23 protein-coding genes are annotated in these 21884 nt (G+C 53.0%); 6 read left to right on the top strand and 17 right to left on the bottom strand.

Going from position 1 to position 21884, the window contains the following annotated elements; genetic code table 11:
* Nucleotides 1-152: 152 nt before the first annotated feature.
* Nucleotides 153-908: a GTP pyrophosphokinase gene (locus MYS68_RS08025; RefSeq protein WP_248925333.1), complete on the top strand. Its 756-nt coding sequence runs from the start codon at nucleotides 153-155 to the stop codon at nucleotides 906-908.
* A gap of 31 nt (nucleotides 909-939) precedes the next feature.
* Here MYS68_RS08025 and MYS68_RS08020 read toward each other — a convergent pair whose 3' ends face one another.
* The 3 genes from MYS68_RS08020 to MYS68_RS08010 all read right to left on the bottom strand — a co-directional run bounded on the left by MYS68_RS08020 (nucleotide 940) and on the right by MYS68_RS08010 (nucleotide 3591).
* A complete protein-coding gene (locus MYS68_RS08020) occupies nucleotides 940-1674 on the bottom strand; it encodes a class I SAM-dependent methyltransferase (protein WP_248925332.1) in 735 nt (244 codons plus the stop codon).
* Nucleotides 1675-1853: 179 nt separating this feature from the next.
* Nucleotides 1854-3032 carry an endonuclease Q family protein gene (locus MYS68_RS08015; protein ID WP_248925331.1) on the bottom strand — a complete coding sequence of 393 codons (1179 nt, stop codon included), beginning with the start codon at nucleotides 3030-3032 and terminating at the stop codon, nucleotides 1854-1856.
* The gene (locus tag MYS68_RS08010; protein ID WP_248925330.1) at nucleotides 3025-3591 is read right to left on the bottom strand and encodes an NUDIX hydrolase; all 567 of its coding nucleotides are present in this window, start codon (nucleotides 3589-3591) and stop codon (nucleotides 3025-3027) included. Before MYS68_RS08010 ends, MYS68_RS08015 begins: the two co-directional genes overlap by 8 nt.
* A 106-nt stretch (nucleotides 3592-3697) precedes the next feature.
* On the opposite strand from MYS68_RS08010, the gene mciZ reads away from it, so the two are divergent.
* Nucleotides 3698-3946 carry a Z-ring formation inhibitor MciZ gene (gene mciZ / locus MYS68_RS08005; RefSeq protein WP_248925329.1) on the top strand — a complete coding sequence of 83 codons (249 nt, stop codon included), beginning with the start codon at nucleotides 3698-3700 and terminating at the stop codon, nucleotides 3944-3946.
* Nucleotides 3947-3950: 4 nt separating this feature from the next.
* On the opposite strand, the gene MYS68_RS08000 is transcribed toward mciZ, so the two are convergent.
* A complete protein-coding gene (locus MYS68_RS08000) occupies nucleotides 3951-4532 on the bottom strand; it encodes an NAD(P)H-dependent oxidoreductase (RefSeq protein WP_248925328.1) in 582 nt (193 codons plus the stop codon).
* 220 nt (nucleotides 4533-4752) lie between these two features.
* On the bottom strand, nucleotides 4753-5892 hold the full coding sequence (locus MYS68_RS07995) for a M20/M25/M40 family metallo-hydrolase (protein ID WP_248925327.1): 1140 nt from the start codon (nucleotides 5890-5892) through the stop codon (nucleotides 4753-4755).
* 94 nt (nucleotides 5893-5986) lie between these two features.
* On the opposite strand from MYS68_RS07995, the gene prli42 reads away from it, so the two are divergent.
* Nucleotides 5987-6085 (top strand): stressosome-associated protein Prli42, encoded by a 99-nt coding sequence (gene prli42, locus MYS68_RS07990; protein WP_248925326.1) that lies wholly within the window; start codon nucleotides 5987-5989, stop codon nucleotides 6083-6085.
* A 165-nt stretch (nucleotides 6086-6250) separates the two neighbouring features.
* Here the strand turns inward: prli42 and MYS68_RS07985 are convergent, their stop codons facing one another.
* The 4 genes from MYS68_RS07985 to lpdA form a co-directional block, all read right to left on the bottom strand.
* A complete protein-coding gene (locus MYS68_RS07985; RefSeq protein WP_248925325.1) occupies nucleotides 6251-7666 on the bottom strand; it encodes a dihydrolipoamide acetyltransferase family protein in 1416 nt (471 codons plus the stop codon).
* A 24-nt stretch (nucleotides 7667-7690) separates the two neighbouring features.
* On the bottom strand, nucleotides 7691-8671 hold the full coding sequence (locus MYS68_RS07980) for an alpha-ketoacid dehydrogenase subunit beta (RefSeq protein ID WP_248925324.1): 981 nt from the start codon (nucleotides 8669-8671) through the stop codon (nucleotides 7691-7693).
* A 2-nt stretch (nucleotides 8672-8673) separates the two neighbouring features.
* On the bottom strand, nucleotides 8674-9687 hold the full coding sequence (locus MYS68_RS07975) for a thiamine pyrophosphate-dependent dehydrogenase E1 component subunit alpha (protein ID WP_248925323.1): 1014 nt from the start codon (nucleotides 9685-9687) through the stop codon (nucleotides 8674-8676).
* 184 nt (nucleotides 9688-9871) lie between these two features.
* Complete coding sequence (lpdA, locus tag MYS68_RS07970) at nucleotides 9872-11293, bottom strand: dihydrolipoyl dehydrogenase (RefSeq protein WP_248925322.1); 1422 nt, start codon at nucleotides 11291-11293, stop codon at nucleotides 9872-9874.
* A 157-nt stretch (nucleotides 11294-11450) separates the two neighbouring features.
* Here lpdA and MYS68_RS07965 point away from each other — a divergent pair, with 157 nt between their 5' ends.
* The 3 genes from MYS68_RS07965 to MYS68_RS07955 all read left to right on the top strand — a co-directional run bounded on the left by MYS68_RS07965 (nucleotide 11451) and on the right by MYS68_RS07955 (nucleotide 12363).
* Nucleotides 11451-11714, top strand: a complete 264-nt coding sequence (locus MYS68_RS07965; protein ID WP_248925321.1) for a DUF2627 domain-containing protein — start codon at nucleotides 11451-11453, stop codon at nucleotides 11712-11714.
* A 141-nt stretch (nucleotides 11715-11855) separates the two neighbouring features.
* The gene (locus MYS68_RS07960) at nucleotides 11856-12032 is read left to right on the top strand and encodes a hypothetical protein (protein ID WP_248925320.1); all 177 of its coding nucleotides are present in this window, start codon (nucleotides 11856-11858) and stop codon (nucleotides 12030-12032) included.
* Between the two features lie 151 nt (nucleotides 12033-12183).
* Nucleotides 12184-12363: a DUF2524 domain-containing protein gene (locus tag MYS68_RS07955; protein WP_248925319.1), complete on the top strand. Its 180-nt coding sequence runs from the start codon at nucleotides 12184-12186 to the stop codon at nucleotides 12361-12363.
* A gap of 149 nt (nucleotides 12364-12512) precedes the next feature.
* Here MYS68_RS07955 and spo0A read toward each other — a convergent pair whose 3' ends face one another.
* From spo0A to MYS68_RS07915, 8 genes are all read right to left on the bottom strand, one after another.
* Complete coding sequence (gene spo0A, locus MYS68_RS07950; protein WP_248925318.1) at nucleotides 12513-13313, bottom strand: sporulation transcription factor Spo0A; 801 nt, start codon at nucleotides 13311-13313, stop codon at nucleotides 12513-12515.
* 952 nt (nucleotides 13314-14265) lie between these two features.
* Complete coding sequence (gene spoIVB / locus MYS68_RS07945; protein WP_248925317.1) at nucleotides 14266-15594, bottom strand: SpoIVB peptidase; 1329 nt, start codon at nucleotides 15592-15594, stop codon at nucleotides 14266-14268.
* 167 nt (nucleotides 15595-15761) lie between these two features.
* Nucleotides 15762-17456, bottom strand: a complete 1695-nt coding sequence (recN, locus tag MYS68_RS07940) for a DNA repair protein RecN (protein WP_248925316.1) — start codon at nucleotides 17454-17456, stop codon at nucleotides 15762-15764.
* Between the two features lie 16 nt (nucleotides 17457-17472).
* Nucleotides 17473-17922 (bottom strand): transcriptional regulator AhrC/ArgR, encoded by a 450-nt coding sequence (gene ahrC / locus MYS68_RS07935; RefSeq protein WP_248925315.1) that lies wholly within the window; start codon nucleotides 17920-17922, stop codon nucleotides 17473-17475.
* 10 nt (nucleotides 17923-17932) lie between these two features.
* The gene (locus MYS68_RS07930; protein WP_248925314.1) at nucleotides 17933-18388 is read right to left on the bottom strand and encodes a hypothetical protein; all 456 of its coding nucleotides are present in this window, start codon (nucleotides 18386-18388) and stop codon (nucleotides 17933-17935) included.
* A gap of 91 nt (nucleotides 18389-18479) precedes the next feature.
* Nucleotides 18480-19298, bottom strand: coding sequence for a TlyA family RNA methyltransferase (locus MYS68_RS07925; RefSeq protein ID WP_248925313.1), 819 nt, complete (start codon nucleotides 19296-19298; stop codon nucleotides 18480-18482).
* Between the two features lie 12 nt (nucleotides 19299-19310).
* Nucleotides 19311-21200 (bottom strand): 1-deoxy-D-xylulose-5-phosphate synthase, encoded by a 1890-nt coding sequence (gene dxs / locus MYS68_RS07920; RefSeq protein ID WP_248925312.1) that lies wholly within the window; start codon nucleotides 21198-21200, stop codon nucleotides 19311-19313.
* A complete protein-coding gene (locus MYS68_RS07915; protein WP_248925311.1) occupies nucleotides 21169-21807 on the bottom strand; it encodes a hypothetical protein in 639 nt (212 codons plus the stop codon). The genes dxs and MYS68_RS07915 overlap by 32 nt, the downstream gene beginning before the upstream one ends.
* Nucleotides 21808-21884: the final 77 nt, after the last annotated feature.

Raw genomic sequence — 21884 nt, 5'->3', positions numbered from 1 at the left:
CCACACCGGCTGGCTCTTCGCCCTTTTCGATGCGGAGACTCGCGCGAGCGATCATTGTTTGTTAAGATAAAATGGATCAACCATCAATGGCGAATAAGGTACGACGATCGGCAGATCGCGCAGCCGGACGCCGCTTCAGAAGGAGACGCTCTATGAATCAAATGCCGATCATGGCTCAATTGAAGCATTTTAGACAGGAAATTACCCGATTTATGATGATGTACAAATTTGCTTTGGACGAGATGGAAACGAAGGTGGAAATTCTTAAAGAGGAGTTTCAATTTCTGCACGACTACAACCCGATCGAATATACGAAATCGCGGCTGAAAACGCCCGACAGCATCATGAACAAGCTGCAGCGCAAAGGAGTTCCGATCTCCTTCGACTCGATCAGGCGCCATATTCGCGACATTGCCGGACTGCGCATTACCTGCTCGTTCCGCGACGACATTTACCGGATTCGCGATATGCTGGCCAAGCAGAACGATTTGACTATCTTGGAGGAAAAGGATTACATCCGCGACCCGAAGCCGAACGGATATCAAAGTCTGCATCTGCTGATCGAGGTCCCGGTGTTTATGTCCGACAGGCAGGAGAAAGTATGCATTGAAGTGCAGATCCGCACCATTGCCATGGATTTTTGGGCGAGCCTCGAGCACAAAATCTATTACAAATATGAAAAAAATGTGCCCGCCCGTCTTCTCGAGGAGCTGAAGGAGGCGGCCGATGCGGCAACGGCGTTGGACAGAAAAATGGAGCGGCTGCACCGCGAAATTGAGAACCTGAAGCTCGAATCCGAGTCCGAGGACGAAAGGCTGGTTCGCATTATGATCGACAACCAGCAGTTCGTGCTCCCTCCCGGGCTCCTGAAAATGCTGGGCGCGGGAGACGGCGAATCCGCCGAATAAATCATTTGGCCGCTCCCGCAGCCCACTCGTTTCATATTTTGTCCGCTGCGATCATAAGAAACATAGGCCGGCGGGTTTCGTCCCGCATTTCCGGATGTTGGGCCAGCAGCTCTTGCGCAGGCTGAGGTTCGGAAAGTCTCCTGATCCTGAAGCCGGCATCGATCAACGCATTCAAGTAAGTCGCGACCGTGCGATGATACTTAGTAACCTCGCTGCCCAAAAATGACGTGTGCCGCAGGCCTTCACTTTGATAATTGTCGACGGGCCAATGCAATCTTTCACCCTGCGGTCCGTAATGCCAGTCTTGGGCGGCAAGCGCGGTAAATACCGGATGCTCGACCGAAAAGACAAAGGAGCCTCCCGGCGTAAGGAAGCGGTGTACTTTACGGCATACTTCCTCGAAGCGTTCAACATAATGAAATGCCAGAGAGCTGATGACAACGTCGAATTCCTGCTCGGCGAAGTCGATGTCCTCAATCGCCATCCGCCGGTACTCAATTGCGGGATCGTCGGTGTTCTCTCTGGCCCGCGCCAGCATATTTTCGGAAATATCCACTCCGACCACCGATCTCGCATGCTGCTGGCGGGCGTACCGGCAATGCCAGCCGAAGCCGCAGCCGAGGTCAAGCACGCGTCTATCGCGCAGCTCGGGGAACATGGCTCGAAGCTCGTGCCATTCCCCGGCGGCGTTCAAGCCGCCGGTCGAACGGGGCATCTGACTGTATTTTTCGAAAAATCCGGGATCGTCATATTTGTTTTGTTTCATGAGCTAACGACTCCTAACTTTAATATGTTTTTATTCCAATCATATAACCTTTTATGGAACGTTTTCCAAGGCAAGTTCTCTTATAATGAAAACTTCGCGGTGCTCCCCAGCAATGAGCAGCCAAAAAAAAGCCGGTTTTCCTGCCTTAGGAAAAACCGGCTTTATCACTTGTTCCGCGCTTACTCCAGCTTGCCCACTTTGCCGTAACGTCCGCCGCCTCCGACATGGAGCGTAAGCGTTCCTTCGCGCGCCTGGACGATATATTCGGCAATCTCCTCTCCAACCGTTTCGGCCAATTGCTCGCGGGACGCACGGTGAAGAATGTTCATCTCGGTACCGAATCGTTCCAGCAGTTGGTCGAACTTTTTCGGGCCGAGCCCGGGGATAAATTCCAGCGGAACCTGGTAATAGTACGGCGGCCGATCCTTCGGAACGAACGGTTCGTCGCGGTCGGCGATCGCAATGATGCGGTCCATCACCCCGCGTACGATTTTCGTGCTGCCGCAGTATAAGCAGCGTTCCACCGTCGTCTCGCTTTCGTCCAAAATCGACTCGCACAGCCCGCAGTATGTGCGGTGATACTTGCCGAGCCGAGGGTTCAGCCCGAAATTCGCCGTTACCTCACGGCCGTCCGCGCAGCCGAGCGCCTTCACCAGCTCCGTAAAGCTGGGTTCCTTCATCGCGATGCGGTTGTATTCGCGGCCGATTTTGGCGAGAGAATGCGCATCCGAATTCGTTACATACGTATACCGGTCGAGCTCCGAAATGAGCCCGGCCATTTTCGAATCGGCGCTAAGGCCAAGCTCGACCGCCGCGACCTGCTCCAAGTCCAGCAAATCCGTCATCCTCGTCGACGCGCTCCCGTAGACGCTTTTATGCGGGGTAAAAATGTGGGCGGGAATCAAAATCCCTCCCCGGCCGACCACTTCCTCCTGCAGCACGCGGGACGGCACGTAAATGCGCTGCGAGCTGAGTCCGACGTTTTTCATCGACTTCTTCATCCATTCGGTAAATTCCCGCATCGCCCCAAGCGTCGGAAGATATGCCAGCAGGTGGGCCGCTTTCATCCCCGGGTCCCTCACCTCGATTTCGCTGCCGAGGACGACCGTCGTATCATGGTACTGAATGCCGCCGCCGGGCAGCTCCCGCATGTCGCCGCGCTCCAGGTAAAAATCGATCTCGGCCTGCACTCCGGGCGACTGGCAATCGATGATGCCGACCATTTCGATCCCTTTGCGCACCGAGGCTTCCTTCGCGATATTGTAAAACGTCAAATCGTTTGCCGCGCTTATTTTGACCGCCTGTCCCGCCTCCGTTCGCCCGATATGAATATGCAGATCGACGTAATATTCATTCATGGGGAGAAAACGCCCCTGTCAGCCGGTAAAGCTGCCACGCGTAAACGGCCAATATCGTCTTCGCATCGCTGATCCGCTGCTGTTTTATCAAATCAAGCGCCTGCTCGAGCGTAATCGCTTCGCAGTCGATAAATTCGTCCTCGTCCAGTTGAACAGTGCCTTTGGTCAGCTTCTCGGCGACGTACAGATGCAAAATTTCATCGGCAAATCCCGGAGACGTATAAAACGAGCACAAATGCCGGATGCTTTCGCAGCGGTAACCCGTCTCCTCTTCCAGCTCCCTTTTTGCCGCTTCCGCCGGCTCCTCTCCCGGTTCCAGCTTGCCTGCCGGAATTTCAACCTGGCTTTTTTCCAAGGGTTTGCGGTACTGCTCAACGACCAGAAGCTTATCGTCCAGCAGGGCAAGCACGGCTACCGCCCCCGGATGCCTAACGATTTCCCGCGTCGCCGTTTCCCCGTTCGGCAGCTTGACATGATCGACCTGCAGCGAAATGACGCGGCCTTGAAAAATCGGCTCCGTCTTCACCGTAACTTCTTCAAATTTTTTATCGTTCGCCATATCGCTTCTCCTCCCTCATTACACCGAAAGGCATAACTTGTCCTTCCTGCACATAAGCTGTATTATAACAAACTTTACGGCTTTTTGCCGGAAAGAGGGGGCCCTTATGAAAGTATACGTAAGCGAACGCGATATGCGTCTGGTCGGAAAAGTGTGGGAGATCCGCGAACAGCTGAAGAGACTGGCGCATCAATCGGGTCCGACGGTGACACTGCAGCAACTTTTAAACGATCACGTTCGGATCATTCCGTCCAAGAGCGGCGACCCTGCATATCCGAAACTGCCGCTTTCCGGGGAAAACAAGGCGTCCGCCCGCATTATCCCCTTCCCGGCGGCGCAGTCTGCACAGGGTTAATCGTTTAGAACAAAGAGCTCACTTTGTCTTCGACCTGCTTTAACATATCTTTAAGCGCTGCCTCTCCTGCGCTCGGCACACTTCCGAACAGCAAATGGTCTACGGGTTCAATTCCGGTAAACTCTAAAATTCCGGTGTCGGATGTCACCTTGAGCCCGGCCGTCATCCCGATCTGATCGTATATATCCTTCGGCGTGCCGTGCGTATTGATGATGAAGCCTTTCTTGCCGGTCAGCAGCTTATCGATTCCTTGCGCCCCGTATGCGTACGCAAATCCGTAAGCGAAGACGCGGTCAACGTAACCTTTAAGTATTGCCGGCATACCGGTCCACCATATCGGATAAATGAACGTAATCACATCCGCTTGAGCGATATAGTCCTGTTCGATTTTTATGTCCTGCGGAGTTTGCCCCGCTTTCATGGCAGCCGTGTCCTGCGGTTTGAGCACAGGTGAAAAATTGAGGCCGTACAAATCCCGCACCGTGATTTCGTGCCCTTTTTGTTTGAGTGCACGAACCATTGTTTCCAAAATGGCATGGTTAAAGCTGTCAGGATTCGGGTGGGCGTAGACGATCAGATGTTTCATCGACAACATTCCTCCATGTTTTTTAGTTTGAACGAACGACGCTAGCTTTCCCAAAACCTGGGCACAATTTGCATAGCCGATCATTCGCTGCTAAAAAACAATGGAATTCGGTGCGCCTCTAAGGTCGAAAAAAAAACGGAGTGTTAACGGAATTCTTTTTTCCGTCAATACTCCGTTTTTGCTCAAAATGCAGAAATCTGCGCCGTCATAAGAAAACTTCTTATTGCGCCGAAGCCGCTTCCTGAATGATCGCCAGCACCACTTCGGCGGTTTTGACAAGATCCTTGACCGCAATTTGTTCCTTGGTCGTATGGATATGCTGGTAGCCGACGGCGAGATTGACCGTAGGCACGCCCATCCCGTTAAACACATTGGCGTCGCTGCCCCCCCCGGAATGAAACGTCTTTGGCGTGCAGCCGCATTTTTTTAGTGCCTTCATCGCGAGCTGCACGACCGGCGATTCATCGTCGTGTTTATAGGCAGGGTAAATGATATCGCTGTGAAAATCGACCTGCGCCCCCGTTTCCGCGGCGACCTCGAGGCATGCTTTGCGCATCGCTTCGAGCTGGGCGTCCAACTTATGCTGGACGATGCTGCGCGCTTCCGCTTCGAGCTCGGCCCGCTCCACGACGATGTTCGTCGCACCTTCGACGCCTCCGGCGAAACGCCCGATATTGGCGGTCGTTTCATGGTCGATGCGCCCAAGCGGCATCCGGGCGATCGCTTTGCTTGCCACCTGGATCGCACTCAGGCCGTCCTCCGGATTCACCCCGGCATGCGCCGATTTGCCGCGGATCGAAATGTGAATTTTCGCTTGCGTCGGAGCCGCGACTGCAATGTCGCCGATCTCCCCGTTGGAGTCGAGCGCATAGCCGAAGTCGGCTTTCACCCATTTCGGATCCATTGCGCGCGAGCCTTTCAGTCCGGCTTCCTCGCCTGCGGTAATGACAAACAAGATTTTGCCGTGTTTGATATTTTGTTCCTTCAGCACCCGGATCGCTTCGAACATGGCGGCAAGTCCCGCTTTGTCGTCGCTGCCGAGAATCGTCGTGCCGTCGCTGCGGATAAATCCGTCCTCATGGATCGACGGCTTGATGCCTTTCCCCGGTGTCACGGTATCCATATGCCCGGTGAAAAATACCGTCGGTATGGATGCAGCAGGATCGGCAGCAGGCAGCGTGCAGATCAGGTTACCGGAGCCGTGTCCGGTTTTTGCCGCAGAATCGTCCTCTTCCACTGTCAGACCCAGATCCGCGAACGCTTTTTTCAAGTAAGCGCTGATTTCCTGCTCATGTTTCGTTTCGCTGTCGATCCGGACCAACTCCAAAAAATGGTTCACGAGCCGGTTTTGCTGAATCATAGCTTTCCTCCAATGTCCCGGTAGGGTAAAATGGCTTTATAGACATGTTAGTTGATTCATACGTCATTATGCCCATGAAAAGGAGCTTGTTACCATGTACCGCAATAAACTCGTCTTTAAAGTTATCATTTACCTGATGATCGCATCGATGCTGCTTTCCACGCTGCTGTTTACGATTAATTTGTTCGTTTAAAAGTGTGGTAAAAAGGGCTGCTGCGTGTCCCGGATCGTACTTCCGATCGCTCTTGTTCCCGGATTTCTTGATTCAATCGCCATTCGGCGGTTGAAATCCGGTCACAAAGGCGACCGCTAACGCTTCTCCAGCACGATTCCGTCCACTTCGCTATCTTATCACCGTTTAATAAAGCTTCGTATCCAGCGTGAAGCCTTCGAGGTTTTCCTTAACGCGCTGGAGGAAGCGGCCGCAGATGACGCCGTCCAATATGCGGTGGTCAAGAGATAAGCACATATTGGCCACCGAACGTACGGCGATCATGTCCTGAATGACGACCGGTTTTTTCACTATCGATTCAAATGTCAAAATCGCCGCCTGCGGATAATTGATGATCGGATAAGAAAGGATCGAGCCGAACGACCCGGTGTTGTTAACCGTGAACGTTCCTCCTTGCAAGTCGCCAAGCGCCAGCTTGCCGGCTCTCGCCTTTTTCGTCAGCTCGTCGATTTCCTGCGCGAGGCCGGCGATATTTTTTTGATCAGCTTTCTTGATGACCGGGGTCACGACGAAATCTTCCGTACCTACAGCGAGCGAGATGTTGATGTCGCGTTTGACGATGATTTTATCGACAGCCCATACCGAATTCATGATCGGGTAGTCCTTGATCGCGCTGACGACCGACTTGAGCACGAAAGGCAAATACGTCAGCTTGATACCTTCCTGACGCAAAAACTCGTCTTTCAGCTTATTGCGCAGCATGACCAAATTCGTGACGTCGACTTCGATCATCGTCCATGCATGCGGAATTTCCGTGACGCTTTGCCGCATCCGGCTTGCAATTGTATTCCGTATCGGCGTTACGTCGATCAAATATTCGCCGCGGCCTTCGAGCGGCTGGCCTTCGACCTCGATGTTCGGCAGCGGCGGATTTTCCGACAGGTGCAGTCCGGTCGAGCGGACCGGTACCTTGGCCGGCGCGGGCACGACGAACCCCGGGCCCGACAGCGGCGTTCCCGCCGGGGCGACCGTTTCCCCGCCATACGAATTCGCCGCCCATACGGCCCCCTCCTGCGGCGGCCTTGCGGCGTTTTGCGGCAGATCTGCCTGCTGCTGCGGCTTGGCGGCCTTATGCGCGCCGGAGGCGACAAACTGCTCGACGTCCTTGCGCGTAATACGCCCGCCGAGACCGGTGCCCGGCACCGCGTCGAGCGATACGCCGTGCTCGGCGGCGAGCTTCAGCACCGCCGGCGAGTAGCGTCCGCGCATGCTTGCATCTTCGCCGCTGTCGGCCGCGACGGCCGCTTGTTCCGGCGCCGCCGCGGAAGGTGCGAACGAGGCGGCCGCCCCCTCCTCGGCAATTCGGCAAATGACGGCACCGACTGCCGCCGTCTCGCCCTCCGGCACGACGATTTCGAGAATCGTTCCCGATACCGGAGACGGCATTTCCGTATTGACTTTATCTGTAAACAGCTCGCAGAGCACATCGTACTGCTCGACGTAATCCCCCGGCTTTTTCAACCATTTTCCTATCGTAGCGGAAACGAGGCTTTCCGCCAGATGAGGAACCGTCACATCGGTTCCCTGCTTCACTTGGGCCATCGTCGGACCTCCTCGGGTATCTTCTTAAAATAACGCCAACTTTTTAATCGCTTCCTTGATTTTATCCGCGCTCAGCAGGAAAAACTTTTCCATCGGCGGATTCATCCCGACCGCCGGCACGTCCGGAGCGCACAAGCGCATGATCGGCGCATCCAGCTCAAACAGCAGATCCTCCGCGATAATGGCCGACACCTCGGAGCCGACGCCGCCCGTTTTGTTGTCCTCATGCACAATCAAAACTTTGCCGGTCTTGGCTGTCGCCTCCAAAATCGCTTCCTTGTCAAGCGGCTGTAGCGTGCGCAGGTCGAGAACGAGCGTGCTGATGCCTTCCTTCGCCAGCTCTTCGGCTGCCTGGAGTGCATACTGCACCGTAATTCCGTACGAGATGACGGTCACATCCGTACCGTCACGCTTGACGTCGGCTTTGCCGATCGGCACGGTGTAATCCTCGTCGGGCACTTCGGCGGAATAGGCCAGGTAACATTTTTTATGCTCGAAATAGATAACCGGGTCCGCATCGCGAATCGCCGCTTTAAGCAAACCTTTCGCATCGTAAGGGTTGGACGGCGCAACGAGCTTGAGGCCCGGCGTGCCGAAAAATACCGACTCCGGGCATTGCGAATGGTACAGAGCTCCGCCTCCGGTCGCTCCGTACGGCGCGCGGATCACGACCGGGCAGTTCCAATCGTTGTTCGAACGGTAGCGGATTTTGGCCGCTTCGCTGACAATTTGGTTGGTCGCCGGAAAAATAAAATCGGCAAACTGCATTTCCGCAATCGGCTTCATGCCGTACATCGCCGCTCCGATCGCCACACCCGCAATCGCCGATTCGGCGAGCGGCGTATCCATGACGCGGGCCTCGCCGAACAGATCGCGGAGCCCTTTGGTCGCGTTCAGCACGCCGCCTTTGCCTACGTCTTCGCCCAGGACGAAGACGTTTTCATCGCGCTCCATCTCCTCGCGCATTGCCGAACGGATCGCTTCCAAATAAGTAATGACCGCCATGCTTACACCTCCCCTTCTTCGGCAAAAACATGCTTCAGCGCATCATCCGGCTTCGGATACGGAGCCTTATCCGCGTAATCCGTCGCTTCGTTGATTTCTTTTTTCACATTTTCCAGCAGCTCTTCTTCCTGAAGTTCGGTCCATAAACCGCAGTCGGTCAAATACTGCTTAAATTTCGGAATTCCATCCTTGCGCCGGTTCTCTTCGACTTCTTCTTTCGTCCGGTACAGCATATCGTCGTCAGCCGTGGAGTGCGGAGAAATCCTGTACATAACCGCTTCGATCAGCGTAGGACCTTCGCCGCGCACGGCGCGTTCCCGCGCTTCCTTGACGACGCGGTATACCTCGAGCACATCGTTGCCGTCTACCTTGACGCCGGGAAAACCGTAGCCGATCGCCCGCTCGGCGACGCTTCTTCCGGCAACCTGCTTGTGAAGCGGCACGGAAATCGAATATTGGTTGTTTTCGCACATGAAGATAACGGGCAAATTATGGACTCCCGCAAAGTTGCAGCCTTCATGGAAATCGCCCTGATTGCTGGAGCCCTCGCCGAACGTCGTAAAAGCGACGAAGTCCTGCCGCTTCATCTTAGCTGCCAGCGCAAAGCCGACCGCATGCGGAAGCTGCGTGGTAACCGGGCTCGAGCCCGTCACGATGTTGAGCTTCTTATGGCTGAAATGCCCCGGCATTTGCCGGCCGCCGCTGTTCGGATCTTCCGCTTTGGCGAATACCGACAGCATCAGTTCCTTGAGCGTCATCCCGGCCGCAAGCACAAATCCGTAATCCCGGTAATACGGCAAAAAGTAATCTTTTCCTCGTTCCAGGGCAAACGCGGCCCCTACCTGCGCCGGCTCCTGACCGATGCCGGATACGTGAAAAGCGATTTTCCCTGCACGCTGAAGCACAAGGCCGCGTTCATCGAACTTGCGGGCTTTTACCATGCAGGTGTACATGTCGATGACTTGCTGGTCGGACAATCCTAACGTCCTATGCTTCATCAATTGACCGATGGACATGTGGGTCCCCTCCTAAGGGCACTGCCGAAGGCAATGCCGGCTTCGTAAGCATTTGCTTGGCATTGCCGGCAGGCAATGCTTGCTTCATTAGCACCGAAACTTATTACTAGGTCCTAATACTAGACACTATATATGTATTATAATGCCTTTTCATTATGAATACAATTTGATCTTGCGCTCTTTTTTAAAAATTAATCGATTGTCCATCTACGGCAAGCATGGCCTCTGCGATAAGCTCCGAAAGCGTCGGATGCGGATGAATCGTCTGCCCGACCTCCCATGGCGTTGCGTTCAGAAACTGGGCAAGCGCGGCTTCCGAAATATAATCGGTCACATGAGGCCCGATCATATGTACCCCCAGAATATCGTTCGTCGACTTGTCCGCAATCACCTTGACAAATCCGTCGTTTTCCCCGTAAACGAGAGCTTTGCCAAGCGGCTTGAACGATACCTTGGCGGTTTTCACGTCGAATCCCCGCTCCTTGGCCTGCTCTTCGGTCCAGCCGACGCTGGCGATTTCCGGACGCGTATAGACGCAGCGCGGCACCCGGTGCGCCTCCATCGCCTCCGGATTGTGGCCGCAAATGTGCTCCACCGCGATGATGCCTTCGTGGCTTGCCACATGGGCAAGCTGCAGTCCGCCGATCACGTCCCCGATCGCGTAAATGTGCGATTCCGCCGTCTGCATAAACTCGTTAACACGGATGAACCCCTTATCTATTTTCACATCGGTGTTTTCCAGGCCGATTCCTTCGACATTCGCTTCGCGGCCGACGGAAACGAGCACCTTTTCCGCAGCAAGCTCCTTCAGCTCGCCTTGCTGCTCCACCTTGAGCGTAACCGCCCCTTCCGCCGCAGTCACCGTTTCCGCGATCACCTTGGCCTGCGTCAACACCTTGACGCCGCGTTTCTTCAGCAGGCGCAGCAGCTCCTTCGAAACATCGGCATCTTCCGTCGGCACGAGGCGGTCTGCGTATTCAACAACGGTGACATCGACGCCGAAATCGTTCAGCATCGAGGCCCATTCCACGCCGATAACACCTCCGCCGATGATAACGATCGACTCGGGCAGCGACTCCAGTTCCAACGCTTCATCGCTTGTAAGCACATGGGTTCCGTCGATCGAAAGCCCCGGAAGCGAACGCGGCCTGGAGCCCGTTGCGATGATCAGATGCTGCGGCACCAGCGTCACAATTTCTCCGTCCGCCTGCTCGACCGACACCGCACCGCTGCGGGGTGAAAAAATCGAAGGTCCGATGACGCGGCCATTGCCGGAAAACACATCGATTTTATGTTTTTTCATCAAGTACTGTACGCCTTTATGGATTTGCTCGACGATCCCGCTTTTTCTTTCCTGCACTTTTGGAAAATGAAGCTCCACCCCGGAGGTCGAGATGCCGTAGCTTTCGCTTTCCTTCATTGTCGCGTATACTTCCGCGCTGCGGAGCAGCGATTTGCTTGGTATGCACCCTCTATGCAGGCACGTTCCGCCGAGCTTGTCCTTCTCCACAACGGCAACCGTCCTGCCGAGCTGGGCGGCGCGAATGGCGGCGACGTAACCGCCGGTTCCTCCACCGAGCACCACAATATCGTATGTATGTGTCATTGTTTGAATTCCTCCCTGAAGCCATTCTGAAAATCTAGCTTCTATTTTACCCTTATTCGCCGGCAGAAATATAGTGTCAAATCTGCAAACCGCATGAAAAATCGAACGATATGTGTTATTTTATAAGCTGGATACGAAACGTTAAAAGGAGTCTGCCATGAAAATCGCTTTTTTCCGTTTTATTGCTATTTTGCTTCTCGTTATTCCCGGAGTGCTCGCAACCTACGGCTTTCTTGCCATGAAGGACTCGGTGTTCGCTCAATTCAGTTCGCCGGAGGCCCATGTACAGTGGGGAAAGTTCGCCCTCGGTTTCGTTTGCTTTGCAGCCGGCGTTTCTTTTATCGGCGGATGGATTTTTTTCCGCGACCGCAAAAGAAATTATGTAGCCCCCCGCTTTAAAGCGAAACGCAAAAAATCCTAAAACCGAGTCAGTTCCCGCACCGTTTTAGTTTGAGAATCATCGCATTTTTTCATGCAGCATGATTAGATGCAGTGGAATGAATTACATGGATTAGGCAATAATGCTAATACGTACCGTTACGAAAACAAAGGAGTGAATGCTATGGAGCTCAGCATGACTATGGATGAAGTTCTTCATCAGGTAGTTCGGCTTCAGGGCAGCGGCGAGTCACTCAACAAGAAGCACATCAAGAAAAACTACCCCGACTTGATGAAAAACGCCCTCTACTATTACCCGAGCTGGGATCATGTCCTACACAAAGCGGGCGTTGTCCACTAGTACGGACGGGGAATTCACGAAAAGAGCAGCCGTTGCTGCTCTTTTCCTTTTAAAGCATGTGGGTCCTGTGCTTATGTTTCCCTGTGATAAACGGGACCGTCTTATCGCATATTATGGTCGTACCGTCTTGAACAAATAAGGAGGAACCGCCATGATCGATAACCTCGAAAGCAATTATGACTGCGCCCGGGCCGGCGACGATTTGCAGCAGCTCCAAAACGAACTCGCCGCTTTAAAAAGCGGAGGCGAAGCATCCAAGGAAGCGCAGGAGCAAATCAACCGCCTGATCAATCAAATCAGCTTTATCCGAAACAAATGCGATATTCATTAATGCTTAAAACCTCTTCGGCACTTGACGTCTGAAGAGGTTTTTTTATGAGCAGCTTGCGTTAGCTGTTTATTATTCAAAAAAACCACCCCCTCCCGATCATGATCACGGAAGAGGAATGGCTTTTTCAAATCTCACTACTCCTTACCCTTTCAAGACACCTTGTGCTCGATTCTCAGTTTGTCCGCAACCATCGCGATGAATTCGCTGTTCGTCGGCTTCGCTTTGCTGATATTGATCGTATAGCCGAAAAGGTGGCTGATGCTGTCGATGTTGCCGCGCGTCCAGGCGACTTCGATCGCGTGACGGATTGCGCGTTCGACGCGGCTTGGCGTCGTTTTGTATTTTTCGGCAATGGCCGGATACAGCGTTTTGGTGATGGCGCCCAGTATTTCGATGTTGTTGTAAACCATCGTAATCGCTTCGCGCAAATACTGATAGCCTTTGATATGCGCAGGTACGCCAATCTCGTGGATGATGCTGGTGATGTTGGCGTCCAGGTTTTTGCCTTTCGGCATTTGGATGACTTTCGGTTTATGCGATGACGGAACAGTGGCTTCGGAACCGGACTGATTGCTTACCAATTGGCGAATTCGGTTGGTCAGCACCTCCATATCAAACGGTTTCAAGATATAATAAGAAGCACCGAGCTGCACTGCTTTTTGTGTGATGTTTTCCTGACCGAAAGCGGTCAGCATGATAATTTTCGGCTGCGGATTGAGATCCATCTCGCGAAGTTTTTCAAGAACGCCCAGGCCGTCCAAATGCGGCATAATGATATCTAAAATAAGTACGTCCGGCACTTGTTCGTTTTGTTCGATAAAGCGAAGGACGTCGTTCCCATTATACGCAACGCCCGCGACTGTCATATCATGTTGGTCGTCGATAAACTCCGAAAGCAGGTTTGTAAATTCTCGATTGTCATCCGCCAATAAAACTTCGATCTTTTGCAACGTCAAAATCCTCCTTCGAATAAGCAAGTAATTGATTTTGTAATTTTTACCTAGACTATGTTTTCGACACGCGGCTTAATTTTCCTTCTGTCGAAATTTATTTTTTCTTTATTTTTTTTAATGTTTATCATATAATGAAAATTTAACTGCAAAGTTTGAGGAAATTCGACATGATCCCCCCTAAATCCCCCCTACGGGGGGACCCAGGCGCCCCAAGCGCCCTGGACCCGCCAGCTTTGCGTGACTACTCGCTTCTAGGGTCGCGTCTGTCCGGCAGCGATTTTTTGCTTTCAGGCAAAAAATCTGCTGCCGGACACGCTGCACTTTAGCTGCACGTGGGTGACAGGCTGCGTGCCTCGGGCTCGCGTTTGCCAGGCATGGATTGGTGCTTCGCACAATCCTATGCCCAGCACGCTTTACTTTTGACGCCGGGCCGGGTGGCGCGGCTGCGTGCCTCGGGCTCGCGTTTTGCCGGGCATGGATTGATGCTGGCGCACAATCCTATGCCCGGCACGCTTTACTTTTGACGCCGGGCCGGGTGGCGCGGCTGCATGCCTCGGGCTCGCGTTTGCCGGGCATGGATTGGTGCTTCGCACAATCCTATGCCCGCACGCTTTACGTTTGGTGCCGGGCCGCGTGGCGGGGATACGTCGTGCCTAGGGCCCGCACGCTTTGAGCGTATGTGTAATGGTATGTGTAATGATAAGTTTCTTTTTAGACGGTTCGGATTCGGGAAAGGTTGCATTCTTTGCAACAACAGGCAAAGTTTCCTTACCGCAAGATAAACGAAGTGTTGCAGTTACATAGTTTTCTTTAAAAGCGGACTTCAGGTTACTTCAGGTCCGCTATTTGTTTAGTAATGGCCATTTTTGAAATCATGTGGACATACGTTCCGCAATTTACCGCAAATAACGCTTCTCTTTTGTCCGCGAAAAGAAAAAATCAAAGGCGGTCAGCTTGCCTTTGATTCGGAATTGGCGGATCGGAGCATGATGCCGGCGTCCTGAAGCATCCATTCGATGAAACAGCCGTAGCCGGAGGTCGGGTCGTTCACGAAAACGTGAGTTACGGCACCGACAACTTTGCCGTTTTGAACGATCGGGCTGCCGCTCATACCTTGGACGATACCGCCGGTTTTTTCGAGCAGTCTCGCATCGGTAATTTTGATGACCATCCCTTTGGTTGCAGGGTAATCCTGCTTGGCGACATGAACGATCTCGATATCGAACTTTTCGACCTTTTGTCCGTTGATGACCGTGTAAATTTGTGCAGGTCCTTCTTTTACCTCTTCGGCAAAAGCAACCGGCAAAGCTTCTTTGGATACACTATGATCAGGCATTCCATACATTTTGCCAAAGATGCCGAACGGCGTATTTTTTTCGATATTTCCGATCACTTTGCTTTCCTTTGAAAATTGCGCGCGTTTTTCTCCCGGCTCACCGTTTTGGCTTTTCGAGATGGAGGTAACGTTGGAATGAACGATTTCTCCGTCTCCGACGACGATCGGGGTTTGCGTGTCCATATCGGTTATTACATGTCCCAACGCTCCATAAACGCCCTGATCCGGGGCATAAAAGGTCAGCGTACCGACCCCTGCGGCGGAATCGCGAATGTACAGACCGAGTCGGTAAGCTTTGTCTGCGACATCATAGGCCGGCTGCAGCTTGAGTTCGATGAGTTCGCTGCCCCGGCTGATCGTTAACTGCAGCGGAGTTTTGCTTTCCCCCGCCTTGTTGACGAGATCGGAAACCTTCGTAACATCGTTGATCGGTTTACCGTTGATTTTCATAATCAAATCGCCTACTTGAATTTTAGCATCTTCGCCGGGAGAAATTTTTTTATCGTCCGCTACGGTAACCAAATGGTGTCCAACGACCAGAATACCCGCCGACTTCAGTTTAACGCCGATCGTTTGACCGCCGGGGATGACTTTCAGATCGGGCACGACATTGACCTTGACGGTTTTCAGGGGGATTTTGCCGAACAATTTCAGCTTGACTTCGGTTTGTCCGGTTTGCTCGGATGACAGTTGGATAGGATCCTTAAGATTTACCTTGAATGATTGCTGGGCCACTCCGTTGACTTTGACGATTTCCGGATTTTTTAGCGTCACCTGCGCACTCACCGGCATGGCCAACTGAAGTTTGGTGTTTTGCCCTTCAAAAAGCCGAAGCTCTTCGGGGAATGAAGCGAAGCTTTGAAAAGGAGTGGAGAAACTTCCTAGACAAACGAAGAGGACGAGCATTAATCCAATCAATCTTTTTCTTTGGTTGGAACTCAAAGTGCTCACGCTCCCTTGCCTAATGGATTGACGATGACGACAGGTAAAGCCGCTGCTTTACCGATGAATTCGCGCTCGCCGATTTGTACCTTTAAGGTAACCCCACTCCTTTTGTTTTATAACTGCAAATGATCCCTTACCGCTGAAAAAATGCCACGTCCTGCACGTTATATCCTTGATTTCTTTTCCGCCGCCATGGAAAGCATTTCCTGCGCATGCTGAAGCGTTTTGTCCGTCACTTCCACACCGCCGAGCATTCTCGCCAGCTCCTGAACGCGCCCTTGGTCGCTCAAATCCTCCACCATCGTATAAGTGCGGTTGCCGTCCGTCTGCTTATAAATGTAATACTGCGCGTCAGCCATGCAGGCGACCTGCGGAAGATGCGTGATCGAAAATACTTGGCAGCTTCCCGAAAGCGCCGACAGCTTTTCCGCGATCGCTTGCGCCGCCCTGCCGCTTACCCCGGTATCGACCTCGTCGAAGACGAGCACGGGAATGCGGTCCATGCGGGCGAAGATCGCCTTTAACGCCAGCATCACACGCGAGATTTCCCCGCCGGACGCGATTTTGTTCAGGCTGCGCAGCGGTTCCCCGGGGTTGGCGGAAATGAGAAACTCCACCTGATCCCAACCGTCCCGCGATAGCCGGTTTTCGTCGGGCGCCACCTGGGCGCGGAATTGCGTTCTCTCCATATGCAGATCGCGCAGTTCCGTCATGATGGCGGACGCCAGCCGATCGGAGACCGCCTGGCGGGCATTCGACAGCTCGCCGGCCAAGATGCGCAGCTGCTCCTTTTGCTTCGCTTCTTTCTCCTGCAAATCCCGAATAAGGTCATCCTTATTTTCGATGACGCTCAGTTCCTTTTGAATTTTGCCGAGATAATCCAAAATATCCTGTATGTTTGCACCGTATTTGCGCCTTAAACCGGAAATGATATCGAGCCGTTCTTCGATTTCGTCGAGACGGGCCGGATTAAACTCGATGCTGTCCCGGTAGTCGCGAATTTGATATGCCGCATCCTCCAGCTGATAATAAGCAGATTGGACCTGCTCCACGACAGGTTGTAAAACGGCAGGATCGAGAGCCGCTATGTCCTGCAGGCGATGCAGCGCTTTTCCGATCGCATCCAGCCCTTTGTTGCCGCTGTACAACAAGTCATAGGCGTCGGCTGCGGACTGGAATAATTTTTCGGCATTTGCTAGCTTGCGCCGTTCTTCGGCCAATGATTCATCCTCGCCCGATTTTAATTTGGCCGCGGCGATTTCCTCGCTCTGAAACCGGTATAAATCAAGCATTTGCAGCGCCTGCTTGGACGTTTCGAGCAGCTCGTTCAAGCTTTTCCGCGTTTTAACATATTCGTCGTATAATGCTTGATACCGCAGCTTGACAGGGCCGATTTCTTTTTCGCCGTACAGGTCGAGCCACTTCATATGCTGCTCCACCTTAAAAAGCGACTGGTGCTCGTGCTGCCCGTGGATGTTGACCAAACAATCCCCGACTTCCTTTAAGGACGACAAATTGACAAGCTGCCCGTTGATGCGGCTGGTGCTTTTTCCTTGAGACGTAATCTCGCGGCGGATGATCAAATGCTCCTCCGCATCAGGCTCGAAACCTTGCTTTGCCAGCACTTCCCACGCCGGATGGCTATGTTCGATCTGGAACAACGCTTCGATTTCCGCTTTTTCGCTGCCGTAACGTACGAGATCCGCCGAGCTGCGCCCGCCGGCGATCAGGCTTAATGCATCGATAATGATCGATTTTCCCGCGCCGGTTTCCCCGGTAAGCACGTGAAAGCCTTTGTGAAAAACGAGATTGACTTGTTCCACGACAGCCAAATTTTTAATGGACAATTCAAGTAACATAATCCACCTTCTTTGCTTAACTTAGCATCGATAAAATTTGATTCACGACATGGCTGCTGTGTTCTTTTGTCCGGCAAATGATCAGGATCGTGTCGTCGCCGGATATCGTCCCCATAATTTCGTTCCACTCCAGACTGTCCATCAGCGCGGCGATCGCGTTGGCGGTTCCGGGCAAGCTTTTCAGAACGACGAGATTTTCCGTATAGTCGATATGTACAAAATGATCGTTTAGCGCGCGCCGGAGCCGCTGCAGCGGATTATACCGCTGGTCCGCCGGAACCGAGTATTTGTACCTGCCGTCATCAAGCGGAACCTTGATCAGGTGAAGCTCCTTGATATCGCGGGAAATGGTCGCCTGGGTGACGTGGAAGCCCGCCGCGCGCAGCTCCTCCACCAGTTCGTCCTGCGTTTCGATTTCCTTGTTCGTGATGATCTCGCGAATTTTGATATGCCTTTGGCCCTTCATGAAATCCCCCTCAAACTTCAAGCTTTATATGAATAGTATTGATTTTGCGCGCAGCCATGTCGACGTATAAAATGCCTGCGGTTTGCGGATAGGCGAGCTGGTAACATAAAAATGCGTCGCGGATGCCGCTCCCCGTAAGCTCCAGCGGCTTGCGGTCTTTAGCCAGCTTCACGATGTAATACTCTCCATCTTTTTGCGCAAAGTAATCGATGAACAAACGGCTTTGCAGCGATTCGCTGCCGTTTAAGGTGATTTGAATCGGCAGCCGCTTCTTGGCCGCCAGCACCTCGTAGCCGCTTTCCTCCAAAAGCGTTACCGCTTCGTCTGCGGGAATTTCTTCGTCGACCGGAACGTCCGGTTCGATACGCCGGGTTTTGTCTCGAACCCAGCCGCGGGTTCGGGTGAACGCCCAAACCGCTATCGCGATAAGGATAAGGAAAATGACGATTCCGTCGCCGCTTTGCATGGGATCACCTTCTTTTCGGATACTACTTCGTGAATCCGGATGCAATTTCCTTTTTTTAAACAAAAAACCCATCGCGCGGATGAGTTCTTCTTCATGTCCTTTGCGCCTGGTCCACGACGTCGCCGATCAGTTGATTGAGCGGCGCATCGTCCGGCAGAGCATTTTCTTTTGTACAAGTAAAATAAGCCAAAAACTCGATATTGCCTTCCCCGCCTTTGATTGGCGAGAATGTCAGCCCTTTCAGAAAGAAACCGATGCTTTCCGCGAATTCAATGACGGTCCGCACGACGTGGCGGTGCACATCAGGGTCGCGCACAACGCCCGACTTGCCCACCTGCTCGCGGCCCGCCTCGAACTGCGGCTTGATCAGCGCCACCGTTTCTCCCGCATCGCCTAAAATCTCCTTCAACGGCGGCAAAATCAGCTTGAGCGAAATAAACGAGACGTCGATCGTGGCGAAGGTCGGCTTCGGTCCCGGCAAATCTTCCGGCTTCATATATCGGAAGTTGACGCGCTCCATCACATGCACCCGCTCGTCGCTGCGGAGTGACCAGTCGAGTTGGTTATAACCGACGTCGATCGCATATACGTATGCAGCCCCGTGCTGAAGCGCGCAGTCGGTGAAACCGCCCGTCGAGGCGCCGATATCAAGCATCACCGCACCTGCGAGCGGTATTTGAAACGTATCCAGCGCCTTTTTCAGCTTGAGCCCGCCCCGGCTTACATACGGATGAACCGCGCCTTTAACGTGAAGTTTGGCCGTTCGGGCCACCTTCGTTCCGGCTTTGTCTACGCGTTCTTCATCGACGAAAACAAGTCCGGCCATAATGGACGTTTTCGCTTTTTCCCGCGATTCGAAAAATCCTTGCTCCACGAGCAGTACATCCAAACGTTCCTTATCTGCTGCCATGAATTCTCCCCGCTAGGCCCGTTGGCGTCTTCTCGGCAGCAGCGCTCGCACTTCCGTGACGATCCGCTCCGCCGTGAGCCCGACCTCTTGACGTTGTTCGGCAACGGAGCCGTGCTCGACAAAATAGTCGGGAATGCCGACGGTTTTGACGGTTAATTGGGACAGCAGGTTTTGCTGCGAATAAAACTCGAGCACCGCGCTGCCGAACCCGCCCTGCACCGAGCCTTCTTCGATCGTGATGATCCTCATGCGTTCGCCTGCCAACTCCAGCAGCATTTTTTCGTCCAAAGGCTTAATAAATCTCGCATTGACGATCCGTACGCGCACGCCTTCTTTGCCGAGCTGCTCCGCCGCTTCCTCAGCGATCTGCACCATAGGACCGACGGCAAGAATGGCAGCCGCATCGCCTTCCCGATGCACTTCCCATTTGCCGATCGGAATCGGTACGAGCTCATCGTCCATAGCGACGCCGACCCCGTTAATGCGCGGATATCTGACAGCGATCGGTCCGTCGTTATAATCGATCGCCGTTTTCAGCATATGCCGCAGCTCGTTTTCATTTTTCGGCATCATCAGCACCATATTCGGGATGCTGCGCAAAAAGGCGATGTCGTACACACCCTGATGCGTTTCGCCGTCAGGCCCGACAAAACCGGCCCGGTCGATCGCAAAGATCACATTCAAATTCGGCCGGCAAATATCATGCACGACCTGGTCGTACGCCCGCTGCAGAAACGTCGAATATACCGCGAACACCGGCTTGATGCCACCGGTGGCAAGACCGGCGCACAGCGTTGCGGCATGCTGTTCGGCGATGCCGACGTCGAACATGCGCTTCGGGAACTTCGCCGCAAAGCCGAGCAGCCCGGACCCTCCCGGCATGGCCGGAGTGACGGCGACAACACGAGGATCCTGTTCCGCGAGCTCAATGAGCGTTTTTCCGAACACTTCCGTGTACATCGGCGGTCCGGCAGATTTGAGCATTTTGCCGGATTCGATCTTGTACGGGCTGGCTCCATGCCACGCATGCGAATCCTCCTCAGCGGGAGAATACCCTTTGCCTTTCAGTGTGATGACGTGAACAAGAACAGGTCCGCTTACCTTGTCGGCCTGTTTCATCGTATCCAGCAGCAGCGGAATATTGTGCCCGTCGACCGGGCCGAAATAAGTGAGGCCGAGCTCTTCAAACAACACGCCGGAAACGAGCAAATATTTGAGGCTGTCTTTCAGCTTTTCCACGGTTTTGGCCAATGTATTGCCGACAGCCGGAATTTTCTTCAGCAGGTACTCGACTTCTTCCTTCGCTTTCATGTAATGTTTGTCCGAGCGGATTTTGCCGAGATAATTATGCAGCGCACCCACGTTCGGAGCAATCGACATTTCATTATCGTTCAGGATGACCATCAGGTTCTTTTTTTCGTGACCGATGTGGTTTAAAGCCTCGAACGCCATGCCTCCCGTAAGCGCACCGTCGCCGATAATCGCAATGACACGGTTGTGCTCGCCTTTCAGATCGCGGGCGATCGCCATTCCCATGGCCGCCGACAACGATGTGCTGCTGTGGCCGGCCTCCCAGACGTCATGCTCGCTTTCCGATCGTTTGATGAATCCGCACAAACCTTTATATTTTCTCAAGGTATGAAACTGGTCTTTTCTCCCAGTAAACATTTTATGAACGTAGGACTGATGGCCGACGTCGAAAATAAATTTGTCTACCGGACTGTTATACAAGTAATGCAAAGCGATCGTCAATTCGACGATTCCCAGGTTGGAAGACAAGTGGCCGCCGGTGACGGAAAGGTTTTTGATCAGAAATTCGCGCGTTTCCTCCGCCAGCTGCTGCAGCTGTTCCACGGAGAGCCGCTTAAGGTCATCCGGCTGATTGATTTGTTCGAGCAGCACGTTTGTTCCCTCTCTTTCCGTTGTGTTGTTTGTGCTTTTTCTTGGAGGTAAACCACTTGATTCCAAGCCGGTGCTCCATCATGTAAAACAGCTTGCCGATAAACAGCACAATATCCGTAGAATAATGAATGGCGAACGATTTGCCCATCGCCTTGCCTCCCACGGTTAACGCCGATACGATCGCGGTAAAAACGACGCTGACGACCGTACGCAGCGTTTCGTTATCGCTCATTCCGCTCATCAGCTTGAAGACGACGAGCGCGCTGGCCGCGCCGCTGATTACTCCGGAAATATCGCCGATCACATCGTTGCAAAAGTTGGAAAACCGATCCGCATTGCGGACGATATATATCGCGTGCCGCGAGCCTTTAACTTTCTCCGATGCCATCGCATGAAATGGAGTTTCGCTCGCCGCCGCCGCGGCTAAACCCATAATATCAAAAAAGATGCCATTGCAGATCAAAAAAATGACGATCAGCATCCCGACGCCCCAAGGAAATCCTTCCATCACCGTCGTCGAAGCGACGGTAAAAACGCAGGCCAGGATGAAGGTGACAACGGATATAAAAAGACTCCATTTGATGGAGTGTTTGAAAGAAAATTTCATTCCCACTTTCCTTTTCTTGGAAATACATATATGTTTGGCCAGACGCAAAACTTATATGTATATGATAAAGAATTGTT

It is taken from the genome of Paenibacillus hamazuiensis, assembly GCF_023276405.1.
GTDB classification, from domain to species: domain Bacteria; phylum Bacillota; class Bacilli; order Paenibacillales; family NBRC-103111; genus Paenibacillus_AF; species Paenibacillus_AF hamazuiensis.
The sequence above is the reverse complement of the archived record's forward strand: the minus strand, read 5'-3'. Positions and strand labels throughout refer to the sequence as shown.

Excerpts from the sequence above, each read along its gene's own strand:
- MYS68_RS08025 (WP_248925333.1), top strand. The coding sequence starts at position 153 with ATGAATCAAATGCCGATCATGGCTCAATTGAAGCATTTTAGACAGGAA.
- MYS68_RS08020 (WP_248925332.1), bottom strand. The coding sequence starts at position 1,674 with ATGAAACAAAACAAATATGACGATCCCGGATTTTTCGAAAAATACAGT.
- MYS68_RS08015 (WP_248925331.1), bottom strand. The coding sequence starts at position 3,032 with ATGAATGAATATTACGTCGATCTGCATATTCATATCGGGCGAACGGAG.
- MYS68_RS08010 (WP_248925330.1), bottom strand. The coding sequence starts at position 3,591 with ATGGCGAACGATAAAAAATTTGAAGAAGTTACGGTGAAGACGGAGCCG.
- mciZ (WP_248925329.1), top strand. The coding sequence starts at position 3,698 with ATGAAAGTATACGTAAGCGAACGCGATATGCGTCTGGTCGGAAAAGTG.
- MYS68_RS08000 (WP_248925328.1), bottom strand. The coding sequence starts at position 4,532 with ATGAAACATCTGATCGTCTACGCCCACCCGAATCCTGACAGCTTTAAC.
- MYS68_RS07995 (WP_248925327.1), bottom strand. The coding sequence starts at position 5,892 with ATGATTCAGCAAAACCGGCTCGTGAACCATTTTTTGGAGTTGGTCCGG.
- prli42 (WP_248925326.1), top strand. The coding sequence starts at position 5,987 with ATGTACCGCAATAAACTCGTCTTTAAAGTTATCATTTACCTGATGATC.
- MYS68_RS07985 (WP_248925325.1), bottom strand. The coding sequence starts at position 7,666 with ATGGCCCAAGTGAAGCAGGGAACCGATGTGACGGTTCCTCATCTGGCG.
- MYS68_RS07980 (WP_248925324.1), bottom strand. The coding sequence starts at position 8,671 with ATGGCGGTCATTACTTATTTGGAAGCGATCCGTTCGGCAATGCGCGAG.
- MYS68_RS07975 (WP_248925323.1), bottom strand. The coding sequence starts at position 9,687 with ATGTCCATCGGTCAATTGATGAAGCATAGGACGTTAGGATTGTCCGAC.
- lpdA (WP_248925322.1), bottom strand. The coding sequence starts at position 11,293 with ATGACACATACATACGATATTGTGGTGCTCGGTGGAGGAACCGGCGGT.
- MYS68_RS07965 (WP_248925321.1), top strand. The coding sequence starts at position 11,451 with ATGAAAATCGCTTTTTTCCGTTTTATTGCTATTTTGCTTCTCGTTATT.
- MYS68_RS07960 (WP_248925320.1), top strand. The coding sequence starts at position 11,856 with ATGGAGCTCAGCATGACTATGGATGAAGTTCTTCATCAGGTAGTTCGG.
- MYS68_RS07955 (WP_248925319.1), top strand. The coding sequence starts at position 12,184 with ATGATCGATAACCTCGAAAGCAATTATGACTGCGCCCGGGCCGGCGAC.
- recN (WP_248925316.1), bottom strand. The coding sequence starts at position 17,456 with ATGTTACTTGAATTGTCCATTAAAAATTTGGCTGTCGTGGAACAAGTC.
- ahrC (WP_248925315.1), bottom strand. The coding sequence starts at position 17,922 with ATGAAGGGCCAAAGGCATATCAAAATTCGCGAGATCATCACGAACAAG.
- MYS68_RS07930 (WP_248925314.1), bottom strand. The coding sequence starts at position 18,388 with ATGCAAAGCGGCGACGGAATCGTCATTTTCCTTATCCTTATCGCGATA.
- MYS68_RS07925 (WP_248925313.1), bottom strand. The coding sequence starts at position 19,298 with ATGGCAGCAGATAAGGAACGTTTGGATGTACTGCTCGTGGAGCAAGGA.
- MYS68_RS07915 (WP_248925311.1), bottom strand. The coding sequence starts at position 21,807 with ATGAAATTTTCTTTCAAACACTCCATCAAATGGAGTCTTTTTATATCC.